This is a genomic window from Chitinimonas prasina (assembly GCF_030160395.1).
Lineage (GTDB): Bacteria > Pseudomonadota > Gammaproteobacteria > Burkholderiales > Chitinimonadaceae > Chitinimonas > Chitinimonas prasina.
In genome coordinates, this window is sequence record NZ_BSOG01000002.1 from 606166 (window position 1) to 624748 (window position 18583).

Sequence of the window (18583 nt, forward strand, 5' to 3'; positions counted from 1 at the left end):
CGCCTTGCTCCCCACCCCTCACACGTAATCAGCTATGCAGCGTCCGGCCATCGCAGCCCAGAGCAGCCTCATGCAAGGCCTCGGACAGCGACGGATGGGCGTGGACGATACGGGCGATATCTTCCGAACTGGCCGAGAATTCCATGGCCACCACGGCTTCCGAAATCAACTCGGAAGCGTAAGGGCCAACGATGTGCACGCCCAGGATACGATCAGTCTTCTTGTCGGCCAGCATCTTCACGAAGCCCTTGGCCTCGCCCAGCGCCAGCGCACGGCCGTTGGCCGAGAACAGGAACTGGCCCTTCTTGTATTCCACGCCTTCAGCCTTGAGCTGCTGCTCGGTCTTGCCTACCCAGGCAATTTCGGGGCTGGTGTAGATCACCCAGGGCACGGTGCCAAAATCGACGTGCGGATGTTGGCCGGCAATGCGCTCGGCCACGGCCACGCCTTCTTCCGACGCCTTGTGCGCCAGCATGGGGCCGCGTACTACATCGCCAATAGCCCAGACATTGGGCAGGCTGGTCTGGCAGTCGTCGTTCACTTCAACCTGGCCACGCTCGTTAAGCTTGAGGCCAACGGTATCGGCATTCAGGCCTGCAGTGTTGGGCACCCGACCGATGGAAACGATCAGCTTGTCGTACACTGCCTTGTGCTCAGCACCGGCCGCGTCGGTGTAGTTCACCGTCACGTCCTTCTTGCTGACCTTGATCTCGCCGATCTTGACACCGGTATTGATGACCAGGCCAGTTTCCTTGGTCAGGAACTTCAGCGCCTCGCGTGCTACCTGCTCGTCAGCCGCGCCCAGGAAGGTGGGCATGGCTTCCAGCACGGTCACATCAGCGCCCAGGCGCTTCCATACCGAACCCATTTCCAGGCCGATCACGCCGGCGCCAATCACGCCAAGACGCTTAGGCACGGCCGGGATAGCCAGCGCGCCTTCATTATCGAGCACCAGCTTGTTGTCTATGGTCACGCCGGGCAGCTGGCGCACGCTGGAGCCTGTTGCCACGATCACATGGGTCGCCTCGATCGCCTCCAGCTTGCCGTCGGCCAGCTTGGCTTCCAGCATGTACTTGTCGCCGTTCCTACCCTTGAAGCTGCCGGTACCATGGAAAGAGGTGACCTTGTTCTTGCGGAACAGGAAGGCAATACCGCCGGTGTTCTTGGCGATGATTTCTTCCTTGCGCTTGAGCATCTGGGTCACGTCCATCTTGACCGCGCCAGTGCTGATGCCGTGATCGGCAAAGCTGTGGACAGCGTGATGGTAGTTCTCGGACGATTGCAGCAGAGCCTTGGAAGGGATGCAACCTACGTTCAGGCAGGTGCCGCCCAGGCTGGGCTTGCCATCAGCGCTGCTGGTGGCATCGATACATGCAGTCTTGAAGCCCAGTTGGGCGGCACGAATGGCGGCCACATAGCCGCCAGGGCCACCACCGATAACGACAACGTCGAATTGTTGGGACATGGTTCAGAACCTATGTGAGGTGTTGGGCACCGGGCATGGGATATGCACCATGCCCGGCGCTGTGTTGCATTACCGCGAGGGGCAAGACAGGACGGTGTCCCGCGCTTGCGCCCCGCCCTGGCGCATCAGATATCCAGCAGCAGGCGGGCTGGGTCTTCGATGGCTTCCTTGATCGCCACCAGGCTCAACACGGCTTCGCGGCCGTCGATGATGCGGTGATCGTAGGACTGGGCCAGATACATCATGGGGCGAACCACCACGACGCCCTCTTCCACCACGGCACGCTCCTTGGTGGCATGCATGCCCAGGATGGCCGATTGTGGTGGGTTGATGATGGGGGTGGACATCATGGAACCAAAGGTGCCGCCATTGGAGATGGTGTACGTACCGCCGCTCAGCTCTTCCATAGTCAGCTTGCCTTCCTGCGCCCGCTTGCCAAAGTCGGCGATCTGCTTCTCGATCTGGGCCAGGCTCAGCTGATCGGCATTGCGTATCACCGGCACCACCAGACCACGCGGGCTACCCACGGCCACACCGATGTCGTAATAGCCGTGGTAGACGATATCGCTACCATCGACCGAGGCGTTCACGATGGGGTACTTCTTCAGCGCATGCACGGCAGCCTTCACGAAGAAACCCATGAAGCCCAGCTTGATGCCGTGCTCCTTCTCGAAACGGTCCTTGTAGCGGTTGCGCAGGTCCATCACCGGCTTCATGTTCACTTCATTGAAGGTGGTGAGGATGGCAGCAGTCGATTGCGATTCGACCAGGCGCTCGGCCACGCGCTGGCGCAGGCGGCTCATCGGTACACGCTGCTCGGAGCGGTCGCCTGCCGGTACGGCAACGGCTGGGGCGGCGGCCTTGGCAGCCGGCTTGGCGGCAGCTGCTACCACATCTTCCTTCAGCACGCGGCCATCACGGCCCGAACCGGCGATCTTGCTGGCATCGATACCGGCATCGGCAGCTGCCTTCTTGGCAGCCGGCATCACGGCGGTACCAAAGCCGATGGCGTTTTCGGGCACACCCGCTGCAGCAGCGGCTGCAGCAACGCGGCTGGCTTCGGGTGCGGCTGGCGCCGCTGCCGTGGCTGCAGGCGCAGCAGCACCGGCCTTGGCTTCGGTATCGATGGTGGCGATCAGTTCCTGGCTCACCACGGTGGCGCCATCGCCCTTCACCAGGCTGACGATCACACCGGCTTGCGGTGCCGGCAGTTCCAGCACGACCTTATCGGTCTCGAGGTCTATCAGGTTTTCGTCGCGCTCGACGTAATCGCCGACCTTCTTCTTCCAGGAAACCAGGGTGGCTTCGGAGACGGACTCGGGCAGTTGGGGGACTTTGACTTCGATCAGCATGTTTTTCGGCTCCGTTGGGAATAGCCTGGCTTGGGATGTTGATAATTCAATGGGCGGCCACCCTGGTGGCCGCCCGTACAGATCGGTTTACTTGCTTACCGTCATGGCTTCGTCCAGGAAGGCCTTGAGCTGCGCAGTGTGCTTGCTCATATAGCCCACCGCTGGCGAGGCAGACGACGGACGGCCAGCGTACAGCAAGGCTTGCTTGGCCGACATACAGGCTTCCAGCCGATGCCTGATCTGGTGCCATGCGCCCTGGTTCTTCGGCTCTTCCTGCACCCACATGATTTCCTTGGCAGCACTGTACTTACCCAGCTCGGCCTTGAGTTCATCCGTGGGGAAGGGATAGAGCTGCTCGACGCGAACGATGGCAACATCCTTCTGTTCGCGCTCCTTGCGGGCATTGGCGAGGTCGTAATAAACCTGGCCGGAACACACCACCACGCGCTTCACCTTTTTGGCGTCCGGGCTGTCCGGATCGGCAATCACCGGGCGGAAGCTGCCATTGGTATAGGCCTCCAGCGGGCTCATCGAGTCCTTGTAGCGCAACAGACGCTTGGACATGAAGATGATCAGCGGCTTGCGGTACGGGCGCAGCTGCTGACGACGCAGCACATGGAACATCTGGCTGGCTTCCGAAGGCATGACGATCTGCACATTGTGCTCGGCACACATCTGCAGGTAGCGCTCCAGGCGAGCCGAGCTATGCTCCGGGCCCTGGCCATCGTAACCGTGCGGCAGCATCATGGTCAGGCCGCAATACCGGCCCCACTTGGTCTCGCCCGAGGTGATGAACTGGTCAATCACCACCTGCGCGCCGTTGGCGAAGTCGCCGAACTGCGCTTCCCAGATCACCAATTCATCCGGTGCCGAGGAGCTGTAGCCATATTCAAAAGCCAGCACGGCCTCTTCGTTCAGAATGGAGTCGATCACCAGGAAGTGCCCCTGGTTCTCGCTCAGGTTGCGCAAGGGCACATGGGCGCCGTCATCCCACTTCTCACGGTTCTGATCGTGCAGCACAGCATGGCGATGGCTGAATGTACCCCGGCCCGAATCCTCGCCCGAAATACGTACACCGTAGCCCTTTTCCAGCAGCGAGCCATAGGCCAGGATTTCAGACATGCCCCAGTCCATGTTCTGCTTGCCGGCAGCCATGTCACGACGTGCAGCCAGCACCTTGTCCACGGTCGGGTGCAGCTTGAAGCCCTCGGGGATCTTGGTCGCCTTGTCGGCCAGACGGCCGATCTCGGCAGCGCTGAGGGTGGTATCGGTCGGGTGCGCCCAATGGGTACCCTTGAACGCGCCAAAATCAATGGCAAAGCTGCGCTTGAAATCGGTCAGCGTGGTCTGCTCCACATGCTCACCCTTGTCCAGAGCGGCACGATAGGCTTTGATCAAGCCATCAGCTTCATCTGCACTCAACAGGCCCTCGGTCACCAGGCGGTCGGCGTACATCTTGCGGGTGCCAGGGTGCTTGGCGATCTTCTTGTACATCATGGGCTGGGTCAACATTGGGTCATCGCCCTCGTTGTGGCCCAGCTTGCGGAAGCAAACCAGATCGATCACCACGTCGCGGCGGAACTGCCGGCGGAAATCCAGTGCAGCCTGCACCACGAAGCAGACAGCCTCAGGATCGTCGGAATTGACGTGGAAGATCGGTGCTTCGATCATCTTGGCAATATCGGTACAGTACAGCGAGGAGCGCGTATCACGCGTGTCGCTGGTGGTGAAACCGATCTGGTTGTTGATGACGATATGTACCGTGCCGCCCACACCGTAGCCACGGGTCTGCGACAGGTTGAAGGTACCCTGGTTGGTACCCAGGCCGATAAAGGCCGAATCGCCATGCAGCAGCACCGGCATCACCTGACCGCCGGTGCGGTCGCCACGACGCTGCTGACGGGCACGAGCCGAACCCACCACGACCGGATTGACGATCTCCAGGTGCGAAGGGTTGAAGGCCAGGGAGACGTGCACGGCACCACCTGGTGTGGGGATGTCGGAACTGAAGCCCATGTGGTACTTCACGTCGCCCGAGGGCAGATCGTAGCTGTACTTGCCCTCGAACTCCGAGAACAGGTCGCGTGGCTGCTTGCCCAGGGTGTTGACCAGTACATTCAGGCGGCCACGGTGGGCCATGCCGATCACCATCTCCTGCACGCCATGCTCGCCCGAGGTCTGCACCAGGTGATCCAGCGCAGCGATCATGCTTTCGCCGCCCTCCAGCGAGAAGCGCTTCTGGCCCACGTACTTGGTGTGCAGATAACGTTCCAGCGTTTCGGCAGCGGTGATCTGCTTGAGGATGCGCAGCTTCTTGTCGCGGTTGAAGCTGGGGGTGGAGCGCGTCGACTCAAAACGCTCCTGTATCCAGCGCTTCTCCGTCGAGTTGGTGATGTGCATGTATTCCAGGCCGATGCTGCCGCAATAGGTCTGCTTCAGGCGGGCCAGGATGTTGGCCAGAGTATCGCGCTCGGGGCCGATCAGGCTGCCACAGTCAAAGGTCAGCGCCATGTCGGCATCAGACAAGCCATGTGTGGCCGGATCCAGCTCAACCAAAGGCTGCTGGTCCAGGCGCTTGAGCGGATCGAGCGAGGCATAACGCACGCCTAGGACCCGGTAGGCCGAGATCAGCTTGAGCACGGCCACCTGCTTCTTCATGGCCTCCTGCTGGGCGGCGGCGGAGATACCACCAACGCGTGGCTGCTTGGCCATCTGCACGAATGACTCTTCGATGGCGGCGCGCGGAATGTCGCGATCGGTATTGCCGGGCTGTTGCTGCAGTTTGTCGAAATAGTCCCGCCATTCCTGCTCCACGGCGAGTGGATCGGCGAGGTACTGCTCATACAGGTCCTCGATAAACGGCGCATTGCCGCCGAACAAGTGGGACTGGGCTTGGAATGCTTGCATCATGGTGATGTGGCCTATGGCGTTTTTTGCTTTTCGCTTGGGCGAGACGATTTCGACAAACTGGGTAATTCGGTAGAGCTGCAAATACGCGCCCGATTCCAGGGAACCGGGCGCGTATTGCGGTACTTAGCCGCGCTTCTCGATATCGATGTAATCGCGACGCGGTGCACCGGTATAGAGCTGACGCGGACGACCGATCTTCATGGTCGGATCAGCGATCATCTCGCTCCAGTGCGAGATCCAGCCCACGGTACGTGCCAGGGCAAAGATCGGCGTAAACATGGAAACCGGAATGCCAATGGCGCTCAGCACGATGCCCGAGTAGAAGTCCACGTTCGGGTACAGCTTGCGCTCAATGAAGTATGGGTCTTCCAGGGCGATCTTTTCCAGCGCCATGGCCAGCTTGAACTTGGGGTCATCGTGCAGGCCCAGTTCGTTCAGCACTTCATGGCAGGTCTCGCGCATGATGGCTGCACGCGGATCCATGTTCTTGTACACGCGATGGCCAAAGCCCATCAGCTTGTAGCGCTTGTCCTTCACGCCTTGCATGAAGTCGGCAACCTTGGAGACATCACCGATTTCATCCAGCATCTTCAGCACGGCCTCGTTGGCGCCGCCGTGCGACGGGCCCCACAGGCAGGCGATACCGGCAGCGATACAGGCAAACGGGTTGGCACCCGACGAGCCCGACAGACGCACCGTCGAGGTGGAAGCGTTCTGCTCGTGATCGGCATGCAGGGTAAAGATGCGATCCAGCGCGCGAGCGGTGATCGGGTTAACCGTGTACTCGGCAACCGGGGTCGAGAACATCATGTACAGGAAGTTCTCGGCGTAGCTCAGGCCCGCCTTGGGGTAGCTCAGCGGCAGCCCCTTGTTGTAGCGATAAGCCTGGGCGGCAATGGTCGGCACCTTGGCGATCAGGCGGAAGGCCGCCACTTCGCGGTGGCGCGGATCATTGATGTCCAGCGAGTCATGGTAGAAGGCCGACAAGGCGCCGACCACACCGACCATCACGGCCATGGGGTGGGCATCGCGACGGAAACCACGGAAGAAATTGTGGATCTGGTCATGCAGCATATTGTGGCGCATGACGGTGTAGTCAAACTGCTCCTTCTGTTGCTTGGTCGGCAGTTCGCCGTTCAGCAACAGATAGCAGACTTCCAGGTAGTCGCTCTTTTCTGCCAGCTGTTCAATGGGGTAGCCGCGGTAGTAGAGCTGGCCCAGGTCACCATCGATGAAGGTGATCTTGGATTCGCAGCTGGAAGTCGACAGGAAGCCGGGGTCATGGGTAAACATGCCGGTCTTGCCGAAGGCGCGGATATCGACCACATCGGGGCCCAGAGTGCCCTTGAGCACGGGCAGTTCGACGCTGTTTTGGCCGTCGTTGTAAGAGAGCGTTACTTTGGAGGCTTCAGCCATGGAAAATGCTCCTGATTGAATGTCGGGTGAAGCAGAGAAGGCCGCTTATTACGCCCTTCCCGGCCCTCGAACTAAGCGCATTATTATTGTTTCTTGGCGACTTGCCAGTGCCGCAACCGCGTCAGGATAGGAACGAGGCGGTCATCGGTGGTGTCGGTTTTGCCATCCACCAGTTCTAGCAGATCAATGTCCGGCAGCATCAACAAGTCTTGGTAGACGTCCAGCTCCGCTGGGGTCAGCTGATCAAAATCGTGTTCGAGAAAGAGTTCGAACACGAGATCAAGTTCCAGCAGACCCCGGCGGGAACGCCAGCGGAGTCGGTTCTTGTCCGCTTGGGTATAGGTCACTTAGGCTATCCGTTTCACCATCAGCTCTTTGATCTTGCCTATGGCCTTGGTGGGGTTGAGGTGCTTGGGGCACACATCCACGCAGTTCATGATGGAGTGGCAACGGAACAGCCGGTACGGGTCTTCCAGATTATCCAACCGCTCATTGGTGGCGGTATCGCGGGTATCGGCAATAAAGCGATAGGCAGCCAGCAGGCCAGCCGGGCCGACGAACTTGTCCGGATTCCACCAGAACGATGGGCAGGAGGTCGAGCAGCAGGCACACAGGATGCACTCGTACAGACCATCCAGCTCCTCACGATCCTTGGGGCTCTGCAGCCTCTCATGCGAAGGCGGCGGCGTGTCGTTGATCACGTAGGGCTTGATGGAATTGTATTGCTTGAAGAACTGGGTCATATCCACGATCAGATCGCGGATGACCGGCAGGCCAGGCAAGGGACGGATTTCAACCGGCTGCTTGAGGCCAGCCACATCGGTCACGCAGGCCAGGCCGTTCTTGCCATTGATGTTCATGGCATCCGAACCACATACGCCCTCGCGGCAGGAGCGACGGAACGACAGCGTGTCGTCCACCACCTTCAGGCGTACCAGCGCATCCAGCAGCTTCTTGTCGGTAGGCTCCAGCTCGACTTCGCAATCCTGCATATAAGGCTTGGCGTCGACGTCCGGGTTGTAACGGTAGATCTTGAATTGCATCTTCATGTTGGTTCTCCGGCGCGCGCTTAGAAGGTACGTTCTTTGGGCGGAATGTAGTCGACAGTCAGCGGCTTGGTATGCACCGGCTTGTAATCGAGGTGACGGTCATGGCTGAAGAACAGCGAGTGCTTCATCCAGTTGTCGTCATCACGCTTCTGGAAGTCATCGTGCGAGTGAGCGCCACGGGATTCCTTGCGGGCATCGGCGGCGATCATGGTCGCCACGGCGGCCTCGATCAGATTGTCCAATTCCAGCGCTTCGATACGGGCGGTGTTCCAGACCTTGGACTTGTCCTTGATCTGGGTGCGCTTGGCACGCTCGGCCACCTCGGCGATTTCCTTCACGCCCAAGGCCATGTTCTCGCTATTGCGGAACACACCGGCACGCAGCTGGATGGTCTTCTGCATCGCGCTACGCACGTCGTTCACCTCTTCGCCACCGGTCTGGTTTTCCAGGCGGGCAATGCGCGAAAGGCTGTAGTCGGCGGCGTTCTCCGGCAGCGGCTTGTGCACCGGACGCTCGCGCTTGATGAAGTCGATCATGCTGTCGCCGGCCGATTTGCCGAACACAACCAGATCCAGCAGCGAATTGGTACCCAGGCGGTTGGCGCCGTGTACCGATGCACAGGCACACTCGCCCGCAGCATAGAAGCCATTGACACGCACTTCTGGGTTGTCGCCCTTGGGCACCATCACCTCGCCGAGGTAATTGGTGGGGATACCACCCATCTGGTAGTGAGTGGTCGGAATGACCGGGATCGGTTCCTTGATGGGATCGACACCAGCGAACTTGATGGCGATTTCGCGGATGGACGGCAGGCGGTGATTGATCACCTCCGGGCCCAGGTGATCCAGCTTGAGCAGCACGTGATCCTTGTTCTTGCCGGCACCACGTCCTTCCAGCACTTCCAGCGCCATGCAGCGCGACACGAAGTCGCGCGGCGCCAGATCCTTCAGCGTTGGCGCATAGCGCTCCATGAAGCGCTCGCCATTGCCGTTGAGCAGAATACCGCCCTCGCCGCGCACACCCTCCGTGATCAGCACGCCCGCACCGGCCACGCCAGTCGGGTGGAACTGCCAGAACTCCATGTCTTCCAGCGGGATGCCGGCACGGGCACACATGCCCAGGCCATCGCCGGTATTGATGAAGGCATTGGTGGAGGCCGCATAGATACGCCCTGCCCCGCCAGTGGCAAACAGCACCGCCTTGGCATGCAGCACATAGACTTCACCGGTTTCCATCTCCAGCGCGGTCACGCCCACCACGTCGCCATCGGCATCGCGAATCAGGTCCAGCGCCATCCATTCGACGAAGAACTGGGTATTAGCGCGCACATTGCGCTGGTACAGGGTATGCAGCAGCGCGTGGCCGGTACGGTCGGCAGCTGCACAGGCACGCTGCACCGGCTTCTCGCCGAAGTTGGCAGTATGGCCGCCGAAGGGGCGCTGATAGATGCGGCCCGATTCCACCCGGTCAAACGGCATGCCAAAGTGTTCCAGCTCGATCACGGCCTCAGGTGCAGTCTTGCACATGAATTCGATGGCATCTTGGTCACCCAGCCAATCGGAACCCTTGACCGTGTCGTACATATGCCATTCCCACTTGTCTTCCTGGACGTTGCCCAGCGAAGCGGAAATGCCCCCTTGCGCCGCCACGGTATGCGAGCGGGTAGGGAAAACCTTGGATAGCACGGCCGTCTTGAGGCCGGCTTCGGAAAGCTGCAATGCTGCGCGCATGCCGGCACCGCCAGCACCCACGATCACTGCATCGAATTGACGTTTAGCGACGTTCGCCATTAGACACCCCACACCACTTTAACTGCATAAACAAAGCTACCGATCAGATACAGGATGGTCAGCACATGCAGGGTCAGCCTCAGACCCAGAGGCTGGACATAGTCCATCCAGATATCACGCACGCCAACCCAGGCGTGCAGCAGCAAGGCGAGGATGGTGACGGTGCTCAGCACCTGCACCCAGGTGCAGGCGAACAACGCTTTCCAGCTATCGTAGCTGGCACCCGCGGCCAGGATCAGAAAGGCCAGCAGGCCCACTGTGTAAACCAGCATCACCACGGCGGTAACGCGTTGCAACAACCAGTCGCGCAAACCATAGTGCGCGCCGACGACATGGCGATTTACCACAGGACACCTCCGATGATGGCGGTAAGCGCCAGGCTGACAACCAGCACAGCCTTGGCAGTATTACGCGCAGTCTCGAGCTCCAGGCCCTTGTGCACGTCCAGGAAGAGAAAACGGATGCCGGCGCAGGCATGATGCAGATAGGCCCACAGCAGACCTATCAAGGCAAGCTTGACCACCGGGTAGGCGATGAAGGACTTGAAGGCATCGAACTGCGTCTCGCTGGAGAGCGAGCCATGCAGTAGCCAGAGCACCACCGGGATGGCGAGGAACAGGACCACACCGCTGATACGATGCAGGATCGAGATGATGCCCGGGATAGGCAGCCTGATCTTCGGGAGATCAAGATGCTTGGGCCGTTTTTTCTCCATGACGCGATTCCTTATTTTGTTTGAGTCACAGTGCAAGCCGCTGCACCGTTGCCCCGCGGCAGTACCCGCGGGTGGCGGTGTCGGCACCGGCAAAACCGGCCAGTGCAGCAACGCCTTTGGCAAAGCCTTTCGATTGTAGCAAACGGATTTGCCATTACCGTCCAGCTTGGCCTTTATAAAACCGTCCCGACTACATTACCGTGTCATATCAGACACGATAGACGTAATGATCTGTGCGGCAACGCAACACCGACCATTCCACCGGCGTGCTACTCAAACCGCCTGCGGTCCTTGCCACTTCCAGGATGGGGCTATCAACCTCAACCCCCAGCAACCTGGCCTCCTCGCGCCCTGCCAGCCCCGCCCTGAACTGCGGCGGATTGGATACCACGCGCAATCCGAATTCACGCCACCAGACGGTTCGCAAATTGCAATTGGCCTGCTTGATACGGCGAGCGTCCAAGCCCTCGAAGCGCTCTGCCGGCACAAAACTTTCGATCACCGCATAGGGCTCACCCGACACCCTGACCAGTCGCTTGACTGCGATCAGGATGGCACCGCGCCGCAATCCCAATGCGGCCGCAGGCTCATCGCCAGCATTGCTGCGGGCGCAGGCAAGCAGCTCCACCGAGGTTTCGAGCGCCCGGTCCGAACCCGGCAACTCCGCCCGCCCCCAGTCGTCCTGCGCCTGAGCAATAAAGGTTCCCAGCCCCTGGCGGCGCACCAGCACGCCCTCACCCACCAAGCTATCGAGCCCCTTGCGTACCGTTCCCTGGCTGACGCCAAAGCGGTCAGCCAATTCAAACTCACTGGGCAAGGCCGACCCGGCATCCCACTCGCCCTGCTCTATGCCTGCAAGGATGCGCCCGCGCACTTGCGTGTACAGAGGCTGGCGACCTGGGAGTTCGGCCGGGTGACGGCCGGATGCTGCAGACATAGACGACTCGCGGGAAGCGGGATTTCGCGCTTTATACGCCACCGCCGCGCCGCTGTCCATCCCGGTCTTATATAAGACACAAGATTGCAATGCAACAAAGTCACTCTTCAACCGTATTCCGGGTGATTTCAGCAGCTTGAGATGCTAGACTCGTCCTGATTGCTGTGCTGCCACATGAAAACCCTTGCCTCTCTCGCTTACTGACGAACTGAAGTGAACGATTGCTGCAACTGGTGGCCACACTCGCCTCTCCCTACTTAAAGCTCTCCAGGAGTTCCAACGATGAAGAAACCCGTTCGCGTTGCCGTTACCGGCGCTGCCGGCCAGATCGGTTACAGCCTCTTGTTCCGCATTGCCTCTGGCGAGATGCTGGGCAAGGATCAGCCCGTCATTCTGCAACTGCTGGAACTGCCGCTGGAGAAGGCCCAGGCCGCACTCAAAGGCGTGATCATGGAGCTGGAAGACTGCGCCTTCCCCCTGCTGGCAGGCGTGGTCGGCACAGATGACGCCGAAGTCGCCTTCAAGGACGTCGACGTGGCACTGCTGGTCGGCGCTCGTCCTCGCGGCCCCGGCATGGAGCGCAAGGACCTGCTGCTCGAAAACGCCAAGATATTCACCGCCCAAGGCGCCGCCCTGAACAAGGTTGCCAGCCGTGACGTCAAGGTGCTGGTTGTCGGCAACCCTGCCAATACCAATGCCTATATCGCCATGAAGTCGGCTCCCGATCTGCCGGCCAAGAACTTCACCGCCATGCTGCGCCTGGATCACAACCGCGCCCTGAGCCAACTGGCCGACAAGGCTGGCGTAGCCGTTGCCGATATCGAAAACCTGATCGTCTGGGGCAACCACAGCCCGACCATGTACCCCGACTATCGCTTCGCTACCGCCGCTGGCGCTTCGCTCAAGACCAAGATCAACGACGAAGCCTGGAACAAAGACACCTTCATCCCCAAGGTGGGCAAGCGCGGTGCCGCCATCATTGAAGCCCGTGGCCTGTCGTCGGCCGCCTCGGCTGCCAATGCCGCCATTGACCATATCCGTGACTGGGTACTGGGCACCAACGGCAAGTGGGTGACCATGGGCATTCCGTCGGATGGTTCCTACGGCATCCCCGAAGGCGTGATGTACGGCGTTCCCGTTACCTGCGCCAACGGTGAATACACCCGCGTGACCGGCCTTGAAGTCGATGCCTTCTCGCGTGAACGCATGGATTTCACTCTGGCCGAGCTCGAGGAAGAGCGCGCAGGCGTGGCACATCTGCTGGGCTGATTTTCACCTCTGCAGCGAAAGGCGAGCCCTGGCTCGCCTTTTTTGTTGCCCGTCATCGGCGTATAAGCAAGCCATGATGCCCTGAAACGGGCACAATACGCGCCGCGCGATGGACGGTAGCTGCAAACGCCGCTTCTCCTCGCTGCAAGAGCTAGGCTGATTTCACACCTCAACGCTTCCATCCGTTTGCCACCAACGTGACCGACACCCAGACGCCTGCCCCTCCCAAAAAACGCCTGCAGAAGTTGCGTGCCTTGCTACGACGCTATCGCAAACTGCTTTGGGCCACAGCAGGGCTGATACTCGCCGCCTTTATCGGTGCCGGCTGGTGGCTGCTGCGCGACCTCCCCTCCTTGGCCGAGCTGGACAACCTGCAAGCCAAGGTGCCGCTACGGGTGTTCTCCGACGACGGCATATTGATAGGTGAATTCGGCAAGGAGCGGCGCAGCCTGGTCAAGCTGGCCGAGATGCCAGCGCAGCTCAAGCATGCCGTACTGGCAATTGAAGACGCCCGTTTCTATGAGCACGGCGCTGTTGACCTGCAAGGCGTACTGCGAGCCGGGCTCGCCAACCTGGGTAGCGGCGGCCGCGGCCAGGGCGCCAGCACTATCACCATGCAGCTTGCCCGCAATATGTTCCTGACCAAGGACAAGACCTACACCCGCAAACTGCGCGAGATACTCCTGGCCTACAAGATCGAATCCGTCCGCAGCAAGGATGAAGTACTCGAGCTGTACATGAACCAGATCTACCTGGGCCAGCGCGCATACGGCTATGCCAGTGCCGCCCGCATCTACTATGGCAAGGAACTCAAGGACATCACCCTGGCTGAAGCCGCCATGCTGGCAGGCCTGCCCAAGGCACCTGCGGCCTATAACCCGGTGGTCAATCCCAAGCGGGCACGGATACGCCAGGCGTATATCCTCAAGCGCATGCTGGAACTGAAGCTGATCGACAAGGCCAGCTACGAGCAGGCATTGGCCGAGCCGCTCAAGCTGGCCGAAGGTGAGATGCAAACCTACCAGCCCCGGCCCAAGGCGGAATACGCCGCCGAGATGGCGCGCCAGCAGATGGTCGCCCAGTATGGCGAGAAAGCCTATGGCATGGGGCTGGTGGTACACACCACCATCAACTACACCGCCCAGCTGGCCGCCTGGGACGCCGTGCGCACCAGCCTGCTGGACTACGACCGACGTCGCAACTATCGCGGCCCCGAAGGGCAGATGCTATTGCCCCCGGCGGAAGAGGATCGCAATGACGCGATAGAAGAGGCACTGGAGACCCACCCTGATGCCGAGGAAATGATCGCTGCAGTAGTACTGAAAGCCAGCCCCCGTGAAGTGACCGTGCAGACCCGCGAGGGCGAAGCACTGGTCATCAACAGCAACGGCCTGCGCTTTGCAGCTGCGGGGTTACGCAGCAGCGCCAACGATGTTTTGCGCATCAGGCCGGGTAGCATCGTACGCGTCATACAGAATGCTCAGGGCAAGCCCGAGATCGCTCAGCTACCTGAGGTGCAAGGCGCGCTGGTGGCATTGGCCCCCCAGGATGGCGCCATTCGGGCACTGGTTGGCGGCTTCGACTTCAAGGTGCAGAACTTTAACCGCGCCGCCCAGGCCTGGCGCCAACCGGGCTCCACCTTCAAGCCGTTTGTCTATTCGGCCGCGCTGGAGCGCGGTGTCGGCCCTGCCACCATCGTCAACGACGCCCCCTTATCGATCAAGCTGGACCCCAAAGACGAAAAAGCCTGGGAGCCCAAGAACGACGACTACAGCCAGTCCGGCCCCATTACCTTACGGCGCGGCCTGCAAAAATCCAAGAATCTAGTGGCCGTGCGGGTGCTGGACTATATTGGCGTGCCCTATGCGCGTGATTACGTCACCCGCTTCGGCTTTGAAAAACGCCAGGTGCCACCCTACTTGCCCATGGCCCTGGGCGCAGGCCAGGTCACCCCTCTGCAACTGGCTCGGGGCTACACCGTGTTCGCCAACGGCGGCTTTCGTGTCGACCCCTACCTGATACGGGAAGTGCGTGACGGCAAAGGCAAGCTGTTGCTGCAGGCGCAGCCCAGGATTGCCGATCAGAACGCCATCCGCGCTATCTCGCCGCGCAATGCCTTCCTGATGAACAACCTGCTGCAAGGTGTGGCTCAGCACGGCACAGCCTACCGCAGCAACGATATGGGCCGTACCGACCTTGCCGGCAAGACCGGCACTACCAACGAGGCGCGTGATGCCTGGTTTGCCGGTTATCACAACAGCCTGGTCGCCGTCAGCTGGATGGGCTTCGACCAACCACGCTCATTGGGCACCAGCTCGGCTGGCAGCCAGTTGGCTCTGCCGCAGTGGATGCGCTTCATGACGCCCATGCTCAAAGGTCTACCCACTTACACCATGCCGCAGCCAACCGGCGTTAGCCAGCACGGTGGCGAGTGGTACTTCGACGAGTTCACTCGGGGCAATGGCTTCGTCGCCGGCATAGGCATGCGCGGCGTCGCCATGCCCGAGCTCGAAGAAGAAATCGAGCTGCTGGAGGGCGAGGAAATCCCAACCGAGGAAGGCGAGCCGGAAGAAACCAGCGAGCCCGTGCCGGATGGGACTCAATCGGGGAAACGGGATCGTTGACCGAAAGGCCGGCGGGACGCAAAAAAACGGCGCATCGTGCGCCGTTTTTTGCTTTAGGACCGCATCACTGCCAGCTGATCAAGGCATAGTTCTTCCTGCCACGCTTGAGCAGTGTAAAACGGCCAAACAGACGTTCTGCATCGCCAAATGCATGCTCCAGCGTATCGGACCGATTGCCATTGATGCTGACTGCACCGCTCTGGATAAAGGTACGCGCTTCGCTCTTGGACTTGGCCAGATTGGCGGCCACCAGCGCCTCGATCAGGCCGGTCACCGACCGCTCCAATACGACACCGGGCATGCCATCCTGGGCCAGCTGCTCGAAGTCCGATTCGGTCAGGGCCGCAAGGCTGTCGCTGAACAGGCTTTGGCTGATGCGCTGCGCCGCCTCGACCGCACCTGTGCCGTGGACGATGGCCGTCACCTGCTCCGCCAGGATGCGCTGAGCCTCAGGCTTACCTTCGCGGGCCTTGTCGGCCGCCTCGATGGCATTGATCTCGGCAGGGGACAGGAAAGTGAAATAGCGCAGGAAGGTGTACACATCGGCATCGGCCGTGCCCAGCCAGAACTGGTAGAAGGCGTAGGGTGAGGTCTTCTTTGCATCGAGCCAGATGGTGCCGGTCTCGGTCTTGCCAAACTTGGTGCCATCGGACTTGGTCACCAGCGGCAGTGTCAGGCCAAACACCTGCTGCTGGTTCAGACGCCGGGTCAGGTCGGTACCGGCCGTGATATTTCCCCACTGGTCAGACCCACCTATCTGCAGGCGGCAACCGTAGCGGCGGTTCAGCTCGGTGAAGTCGTAACCTTGCAGCAGGCTATAGGCAAACTCGGTGAAGGAGATGCCCTGATCGTCGCGGTTGATGCGCTGCTGCACCGACTCCTTCTTGATCATGGCATTGACCGAGAAGTGCTTGCCGATATCGCGCAGGAAATCGAGCACGCTCATGGGGCCGAACCAATCGTGGTTATTGGCCATGATGGCGGCGTTGGCACCATCGAACTGGAGGAAAGGCGCCACTTGGGCACGTATCTTGGCTACCCAGCCCTCAATCACATCGGGCGTATTGAGCTTGCGCTCTGCCGACTTGAAGCTGGGGTCACCTATCATGCCGGTGGCGCCACCCACCAGGGCAATCGGCTTGTGACCAGCCTGCTGGAAGCGTTTGAGCACCAGTATGGGTACCAGGCTGCCAATGTGCAGGCTGTCCGCCGTCGGGTCGAAGCCGCAATAGAGGGTCACCGATTCCTTGGCCAGCAGTTCGTCGAGCGCCGCAGCATCTGTCGCTTGAGCGATCAGGCCACGATCTTGCAGATCCTGGATAAGGCTGGATTGGGACATGTAGGAACTCTCCACAGGGCAAACAAGGCACCGACACGGCGCCGTAAAAATCGGAACCGGTGATTCTAGCGCAAACCGGGGTGCTACCCACATCCTATACAGTCATTGCATCAGCGCTGGTCATGAATTCAAGCCATGGATGGGCACTGGCTGGCCACGCGGGCGCGGGAGCAAACCTGGCGCAGGACCTCAGGGCCTGTTCAAAGTTAATTCGCCTCGTCACCTATCGGGAAAAGATCCTGAACCGGCTCACAGACTGGTAGGCTATTGCCTCCCGACTTCGCCTCCCCAAGCGCCATGCACACTCCCCAGCTTTATATCGGCCTGATGTCCGGCACCAGCCTGGATGGTATTGACTGTGCCCTGGTGGACTACGCGGGCACCGCCCCCCGGTTGCTGCATGCCACGCTACAGCCGTTTGCGCCGGCCCTGCGAACCGCGTTGCTGGCCTTGCAAAGCCCACAGACGGATGAGCTGCACCAGGCTGCGCTGGCAGCCAACGCACTGGCGGACGCCTATGCGGCCGCGATCACCGATACCCTGGCCCAGGCCGATGTCGCGCCCGCGCAGGTGCGTGCCATCGGCATGCATGGCCAGACCATACGGCATAGGCCCGAGCTGGCCTACACGCTGCAGATAGGTAATGCTGCCCGATTGGCGGAGCAGACCGGCATTACGGTGGTCAGTGATTTCCGCAGCCGCGACGTCGCCGCCGGTGGCCAGGGTGCACCGCTGGTGCCCGCCTTCCATCGTGGCTTGTTCGGCGCAGCTGCGCATCGTGCCATCGTCAACATAGGCGGTATCAGCAATGTCACCGATCTGCCCAGCCACGGCGAAGTGCGCGGTTGGGATACTGGTCCCGGCAATGTGCTGATGGATGGCTGGACGACCCGCCACCAGGGCTGGGCCTATGATGCCGATGGCGGCTGGGCCGCCACGGGCGCAGTCAATGACGTCTTGCTGGCGACCCTGCTGGCCCAGCCTTATCTGGCCCAGCATCCACCCAAGAGTACCGGGCGAGACCTGTTCCATCTACGTTGGCTGGATGCCGTCCTGGCCCAGCTACCGGCCATACCGCCACAGGATGTACAGGCCAGCCTGTTGGAATTTACAGCGCGCAGCATCGCTGATGAAATCAACCGACACGCGGCGCAAGCCAGTGAAGTCTATGTATGCGGCGGCGGCGCACGCAACAGCCTGCTGATGCGCAGGCTGGCCGCCTTGCTGGCCCCGCGCCGGTTGGACAGCACGGAGGTGTTGGGCCTGCATCCTGACTGGGTTGAAGCAGTGGCCTTTGCCTGGCTGGCTAAGCAATGCCTGGCTGGGCAGCCGGGCAACCTGCCCGCCGTGACGGGTGCAGCAGGCCCCAGGGTACTGGGCGCCATCTACCCTGCATGAGCATGGCCGAAGTGCTGCACTGGCTTGGCGGCATCGGGCCCTCGGCCAAATCTCAGCCAGGCCTTCTCGTGAAAATAGTAGGCCACGGTATTGACGGCGGGTTCCACCAAGGCAAGCGTGCTGCTGATACCTATGCTGCCCGTCAGCATATAGGCCACGCTGAAGGCCACCCCAAAGTGGGTAGCGGCAAATGTCGCGGTCTTGGCCATGATGGACTCCTTGGAGCTACTGTGCTTAAGTTGATGGCCCTATCATAGCGCCCTGCCACCACAAGAAAAAATCAAACGTTTCTCATGTAACGATAGCAATAACACTATCA

15 protein-coding genes are annotated in these 18583 nt (G+C 60.6%); 3 read left to right on the top strand and 12 right to left on the bottom strand.

Features of this window, described 5'->3' with window-relative positions; all coding sequences use genetic code 11:
* Positions 1-28: 28 nt before the first annotated feature.
* The 10 genes from lpdA to QQK16_RS09845 all read right to left on the bottom strand — a co-directional run bounded on the left by lpdA (position 29) and on the right by QQK16_RS09845 (position 11634).
* Positions 29-1465 (bottom strand): dihydrolipoyl dehydrogenase, encoded by a 1437-nt coding sequence (gene lpdA / locus QQK16_RS09800; protein ID WP_284196276.1) that lies wholly within the window; start codon positions 1463-1465, stop codon positions 29-31.
* A gap of 125 nt (positions 1466-1590) precedes the next feature.
* On the bottom strand, positions 1591-2817 hold the full coding sequence (gene odhB, locus QQK16_RS09805; protein ID WP_284196277.1) for a 2-oxoglutarate dehydrogenase complex dihydrolipoyllysine-residue succinyltransferase: 1227 nt from the start codon (positions 2815-2817) through the stop codon (positions 1591-1593).
* A gap of 87 nt (positions 2818-2904) precedes the next feature.
* Entirely contained in the window at positions 2905-5727 is a 2823-nt protein-coding gene (locus QQK16_RS09810; RefSeq protein WP_284196278.1) for a 2-oxoglutarate dehydrogenase E1 component, read from the bottom strand.
* Between the two features lie 123 nt (positions 5728-5850).
* Positions 5851-7143 (bottom strand): citrate synthase, encoded by a 1293-nt coding sequence (gltA, locus tag QQK16_RS09815; protein WP_284196279.1) that lies wholly within the window; start codon positions 7141-7143, stop codon positions 5851-5853.
* A gap of 83 nt (positions 7144-7226) precedes the next feature.
* A complete protein-coding gene (locus tag QQK16_RS09820; protein WP_284196280.1) occupies positions 7227-7490 on the bottom strand; it encodes an FAD assembly factor SdhE in 264 nt (87 codons plus the stop codon).
* Positions 7491-8186, bottom strand: coding sequence for a succinate dehydrogenase iron-sulfur subunit (locus tag QQK16_RS09825; protein WP_308447025.1), 696 nt, complete (start codon positions 8184-8186; stop codon positions 7491-7493).
* Positions 8187-8212: 26 nt separating this feature from the next.
* Complete coding sequence (gene sdhA / locus QQK16_RS09830) at positions 8213-9982, bottom strand: succinate dehydrogenase flavoprotein subunit (protein WP_284196282.1); 1770 nt, start codon at positions 9980-9982, stop codon at positions 8213-8215.
* Positions 9982-10329: a succinate dehydrogenase, hydrophobic membrane anchor protein gene (gene sdhD / locus QQK16_RS09835; protein WP_284196283.1), complete on the bottom strand. Its 348-nt coding sequence runs from the start codon at positions 10327-10329 to the stop codon at positions 9982-9984. Before sdhD ends, sdhA begins: the two co-directional genes overlap by 1 nt.
* Entirely contained in the window at positions 10323-10697 is a 375-nt protein-coding gene (gene sdhC / locus QQK16_RS09840; RefSeq protein ID WP_284196284.1) for a succinate dehydrogenase, cytochrome b556 subunit, read from the bottom strand. Before sdhC ends, sdhD begins: the two co-directional genes overlap by 7 nt.
* A gap of 208 nt (positions 10698-10905) precedes the next feature.
* Entirely contained in the window at positions 10906-11634 is a 729-nt protein-coding gene (locus QQK16_RS09845; protein ID WP_284196285.1) for a GntR family transcriptional regulator, read from the bottom strand.
* Between the two features lie 282 nt (positions 11635-11916).
* On the opposite strand from QQK16_RS09845, the gene QQK16_RS09850 reads away from it, so the two are divergent.
* Complete coding sequence (locus QQK16_RS09850; protein WP_284196286.1) at positions 11917-12903, top strand: malate dehydrogenase; 987 nt, start codon at positions 11917-11919, stop codon at positions 12901-12903.
* A gap of 197 nt (positions 12904-13100) precedes the next feature.
* Positions 13101-15527, top strand: a complete 2427-nt coding sequence (locus QQK16_RS09855; RefSeq protein ID WP_284196287.1) for a penicillin-binding protein 1A — start codon at positions 13101-13103, stop codon at positions 15525-15527.
* 64 nt (positions 15528-15591) lie between these two features.
* On the opposite strand, the gene tyrS is transcribed toward QQK16_RS09855, so the two are convergent.
* Entirely contained in the window at positions 15592-16866 is a 1275-nt protein-coding gene (gene tyrS, locus QQK16_RS09860) for a tyrosine--tRNA ligase (RefSeq protein WP_284196288.1), read from the bottom strand.
* Positions 16867-17163: 297 nt separating this feature from the next.
* Here tyrS and QQK16_RS09865 point away from each other — a divergent pair, with 297 nt between their 5' ends.
* Positions 17164-18264 (top strand): anhydro-N-acetylmuramic acid kinase, encoded by a 1101-nt coding sequence (locus QQK16_RS09865; protein WP_284196289.1) that lies wholly within the window; start codon positions 17164-17166, stop codon positions 18262-18264.
* Here the strand turns inward: QQK16_RS09865 and QQK16_RS09870 are convergent.
* Positions 18252-18473, bottom strand: a complete 222-nt coding sequence (locus QQK16_RS09870; protein ID WP_284196290.1) for a DUF2061 domain-containing protein — start codon at positions 18471-18473, stop codon at positions 18252-18254. The genes QQK16_RS09865 and QQK16_RS09870 overlap by 13 nt on opposite strands.
* Positions 18474-18583: the final 110 nt, after the last annotated feature.

What these genes read in the sequence shown, in the direction of transcription:
- lpdA (WP_284196276.1), bottom strand. Translation starts at nt 1,465, where the DNA reads ATGTCCCAACAATTCGACGTTGTCGTTATCGGTGGTGGCCCTGGCGGC.
- odhB (WP_284196277.1), bottom strand. Translation starts at nt 2,817, where the DNA reads ATGCTGATCGAAGTCAAAGTCCCCCAACTGCCCGAGTCCGTCTCCGAA.
- QQK16_RS09810 (WP_284196278.1), bottom strand. Translation starts at nt 5,727, where the DNA reads ATGATGCAAGCATTCCAAGCCCAGTCCCACTTGTTCGGCGGCAATGCG.
- gltA (WP_284196279.1), bottom strand. Translation starts at nt 7,143, where the DNA reads ATGGCTGAAGCCTCCAAAGTAACGCTCTCTTACAACGACGGCCAAAAC.
- QQK16_RS09825 (WP_308447025.1), bottom strand. Translation starts at nt 8,186, where the DNA reads ATGCAATTCAAGATCTACCGTTACAACCCGGACGTCGACGCCAAGCCT.
- sdhA (WP_284196282.1), bottom strand. Translation starts at nt 9,982, where the DNA reads ATGGCGAACGTCGCTAAACGTCAATTCGATGCAGTGATCGTGGGTGCT.
- sdhC (WP_284196284.1), bottom strand. Translation starts at nt 10,697, where the DNA reads ATGGAGAAAAAACGGCCCAAGCATCTTGATCTCCCGAAGATCAGGCTG.
- QQK16_RS09845 (WP_284196285.1), bottom strand. Translation starts at nt 11,634, where the DNA reads ATGTCTGCAGCATCCGGCCGTCACCCGGCCGAACTCCCAGGTCGCCAG.
- QQK16_RS09850 (WP_284196286.1), top strand. Translation starts at nt 11,917, where the DNA reads ATGAAGAAACCCGTTCGCGTTGCCGTTACCGGCGCTGCCGGCCAGATC.
- tyrS (WP_284196288.1), bottom strand. Translation starts at nt 16,866, where the DNA reads ATGTCCCAATCCAGCCTTATCCAGGATCTGCAAGATCGTGGCCTGATC.
- QQK16_RS09865 (WP_284196289.1), top strand. Translation starts at nt 17,164, where the DNA reads ATGCACACTCCCCAGCTTTATATCGGCCTGATGTCCGGCACCAGCCTG.
- QQK16_RS09870 (WP_284196290.1), bottom strand. Translation starts at nt 18,473, where the DNA reads ATGGCCAAGACCGCGACATTTGCCGCTACCCACTTTGGGGTGGCCTTC.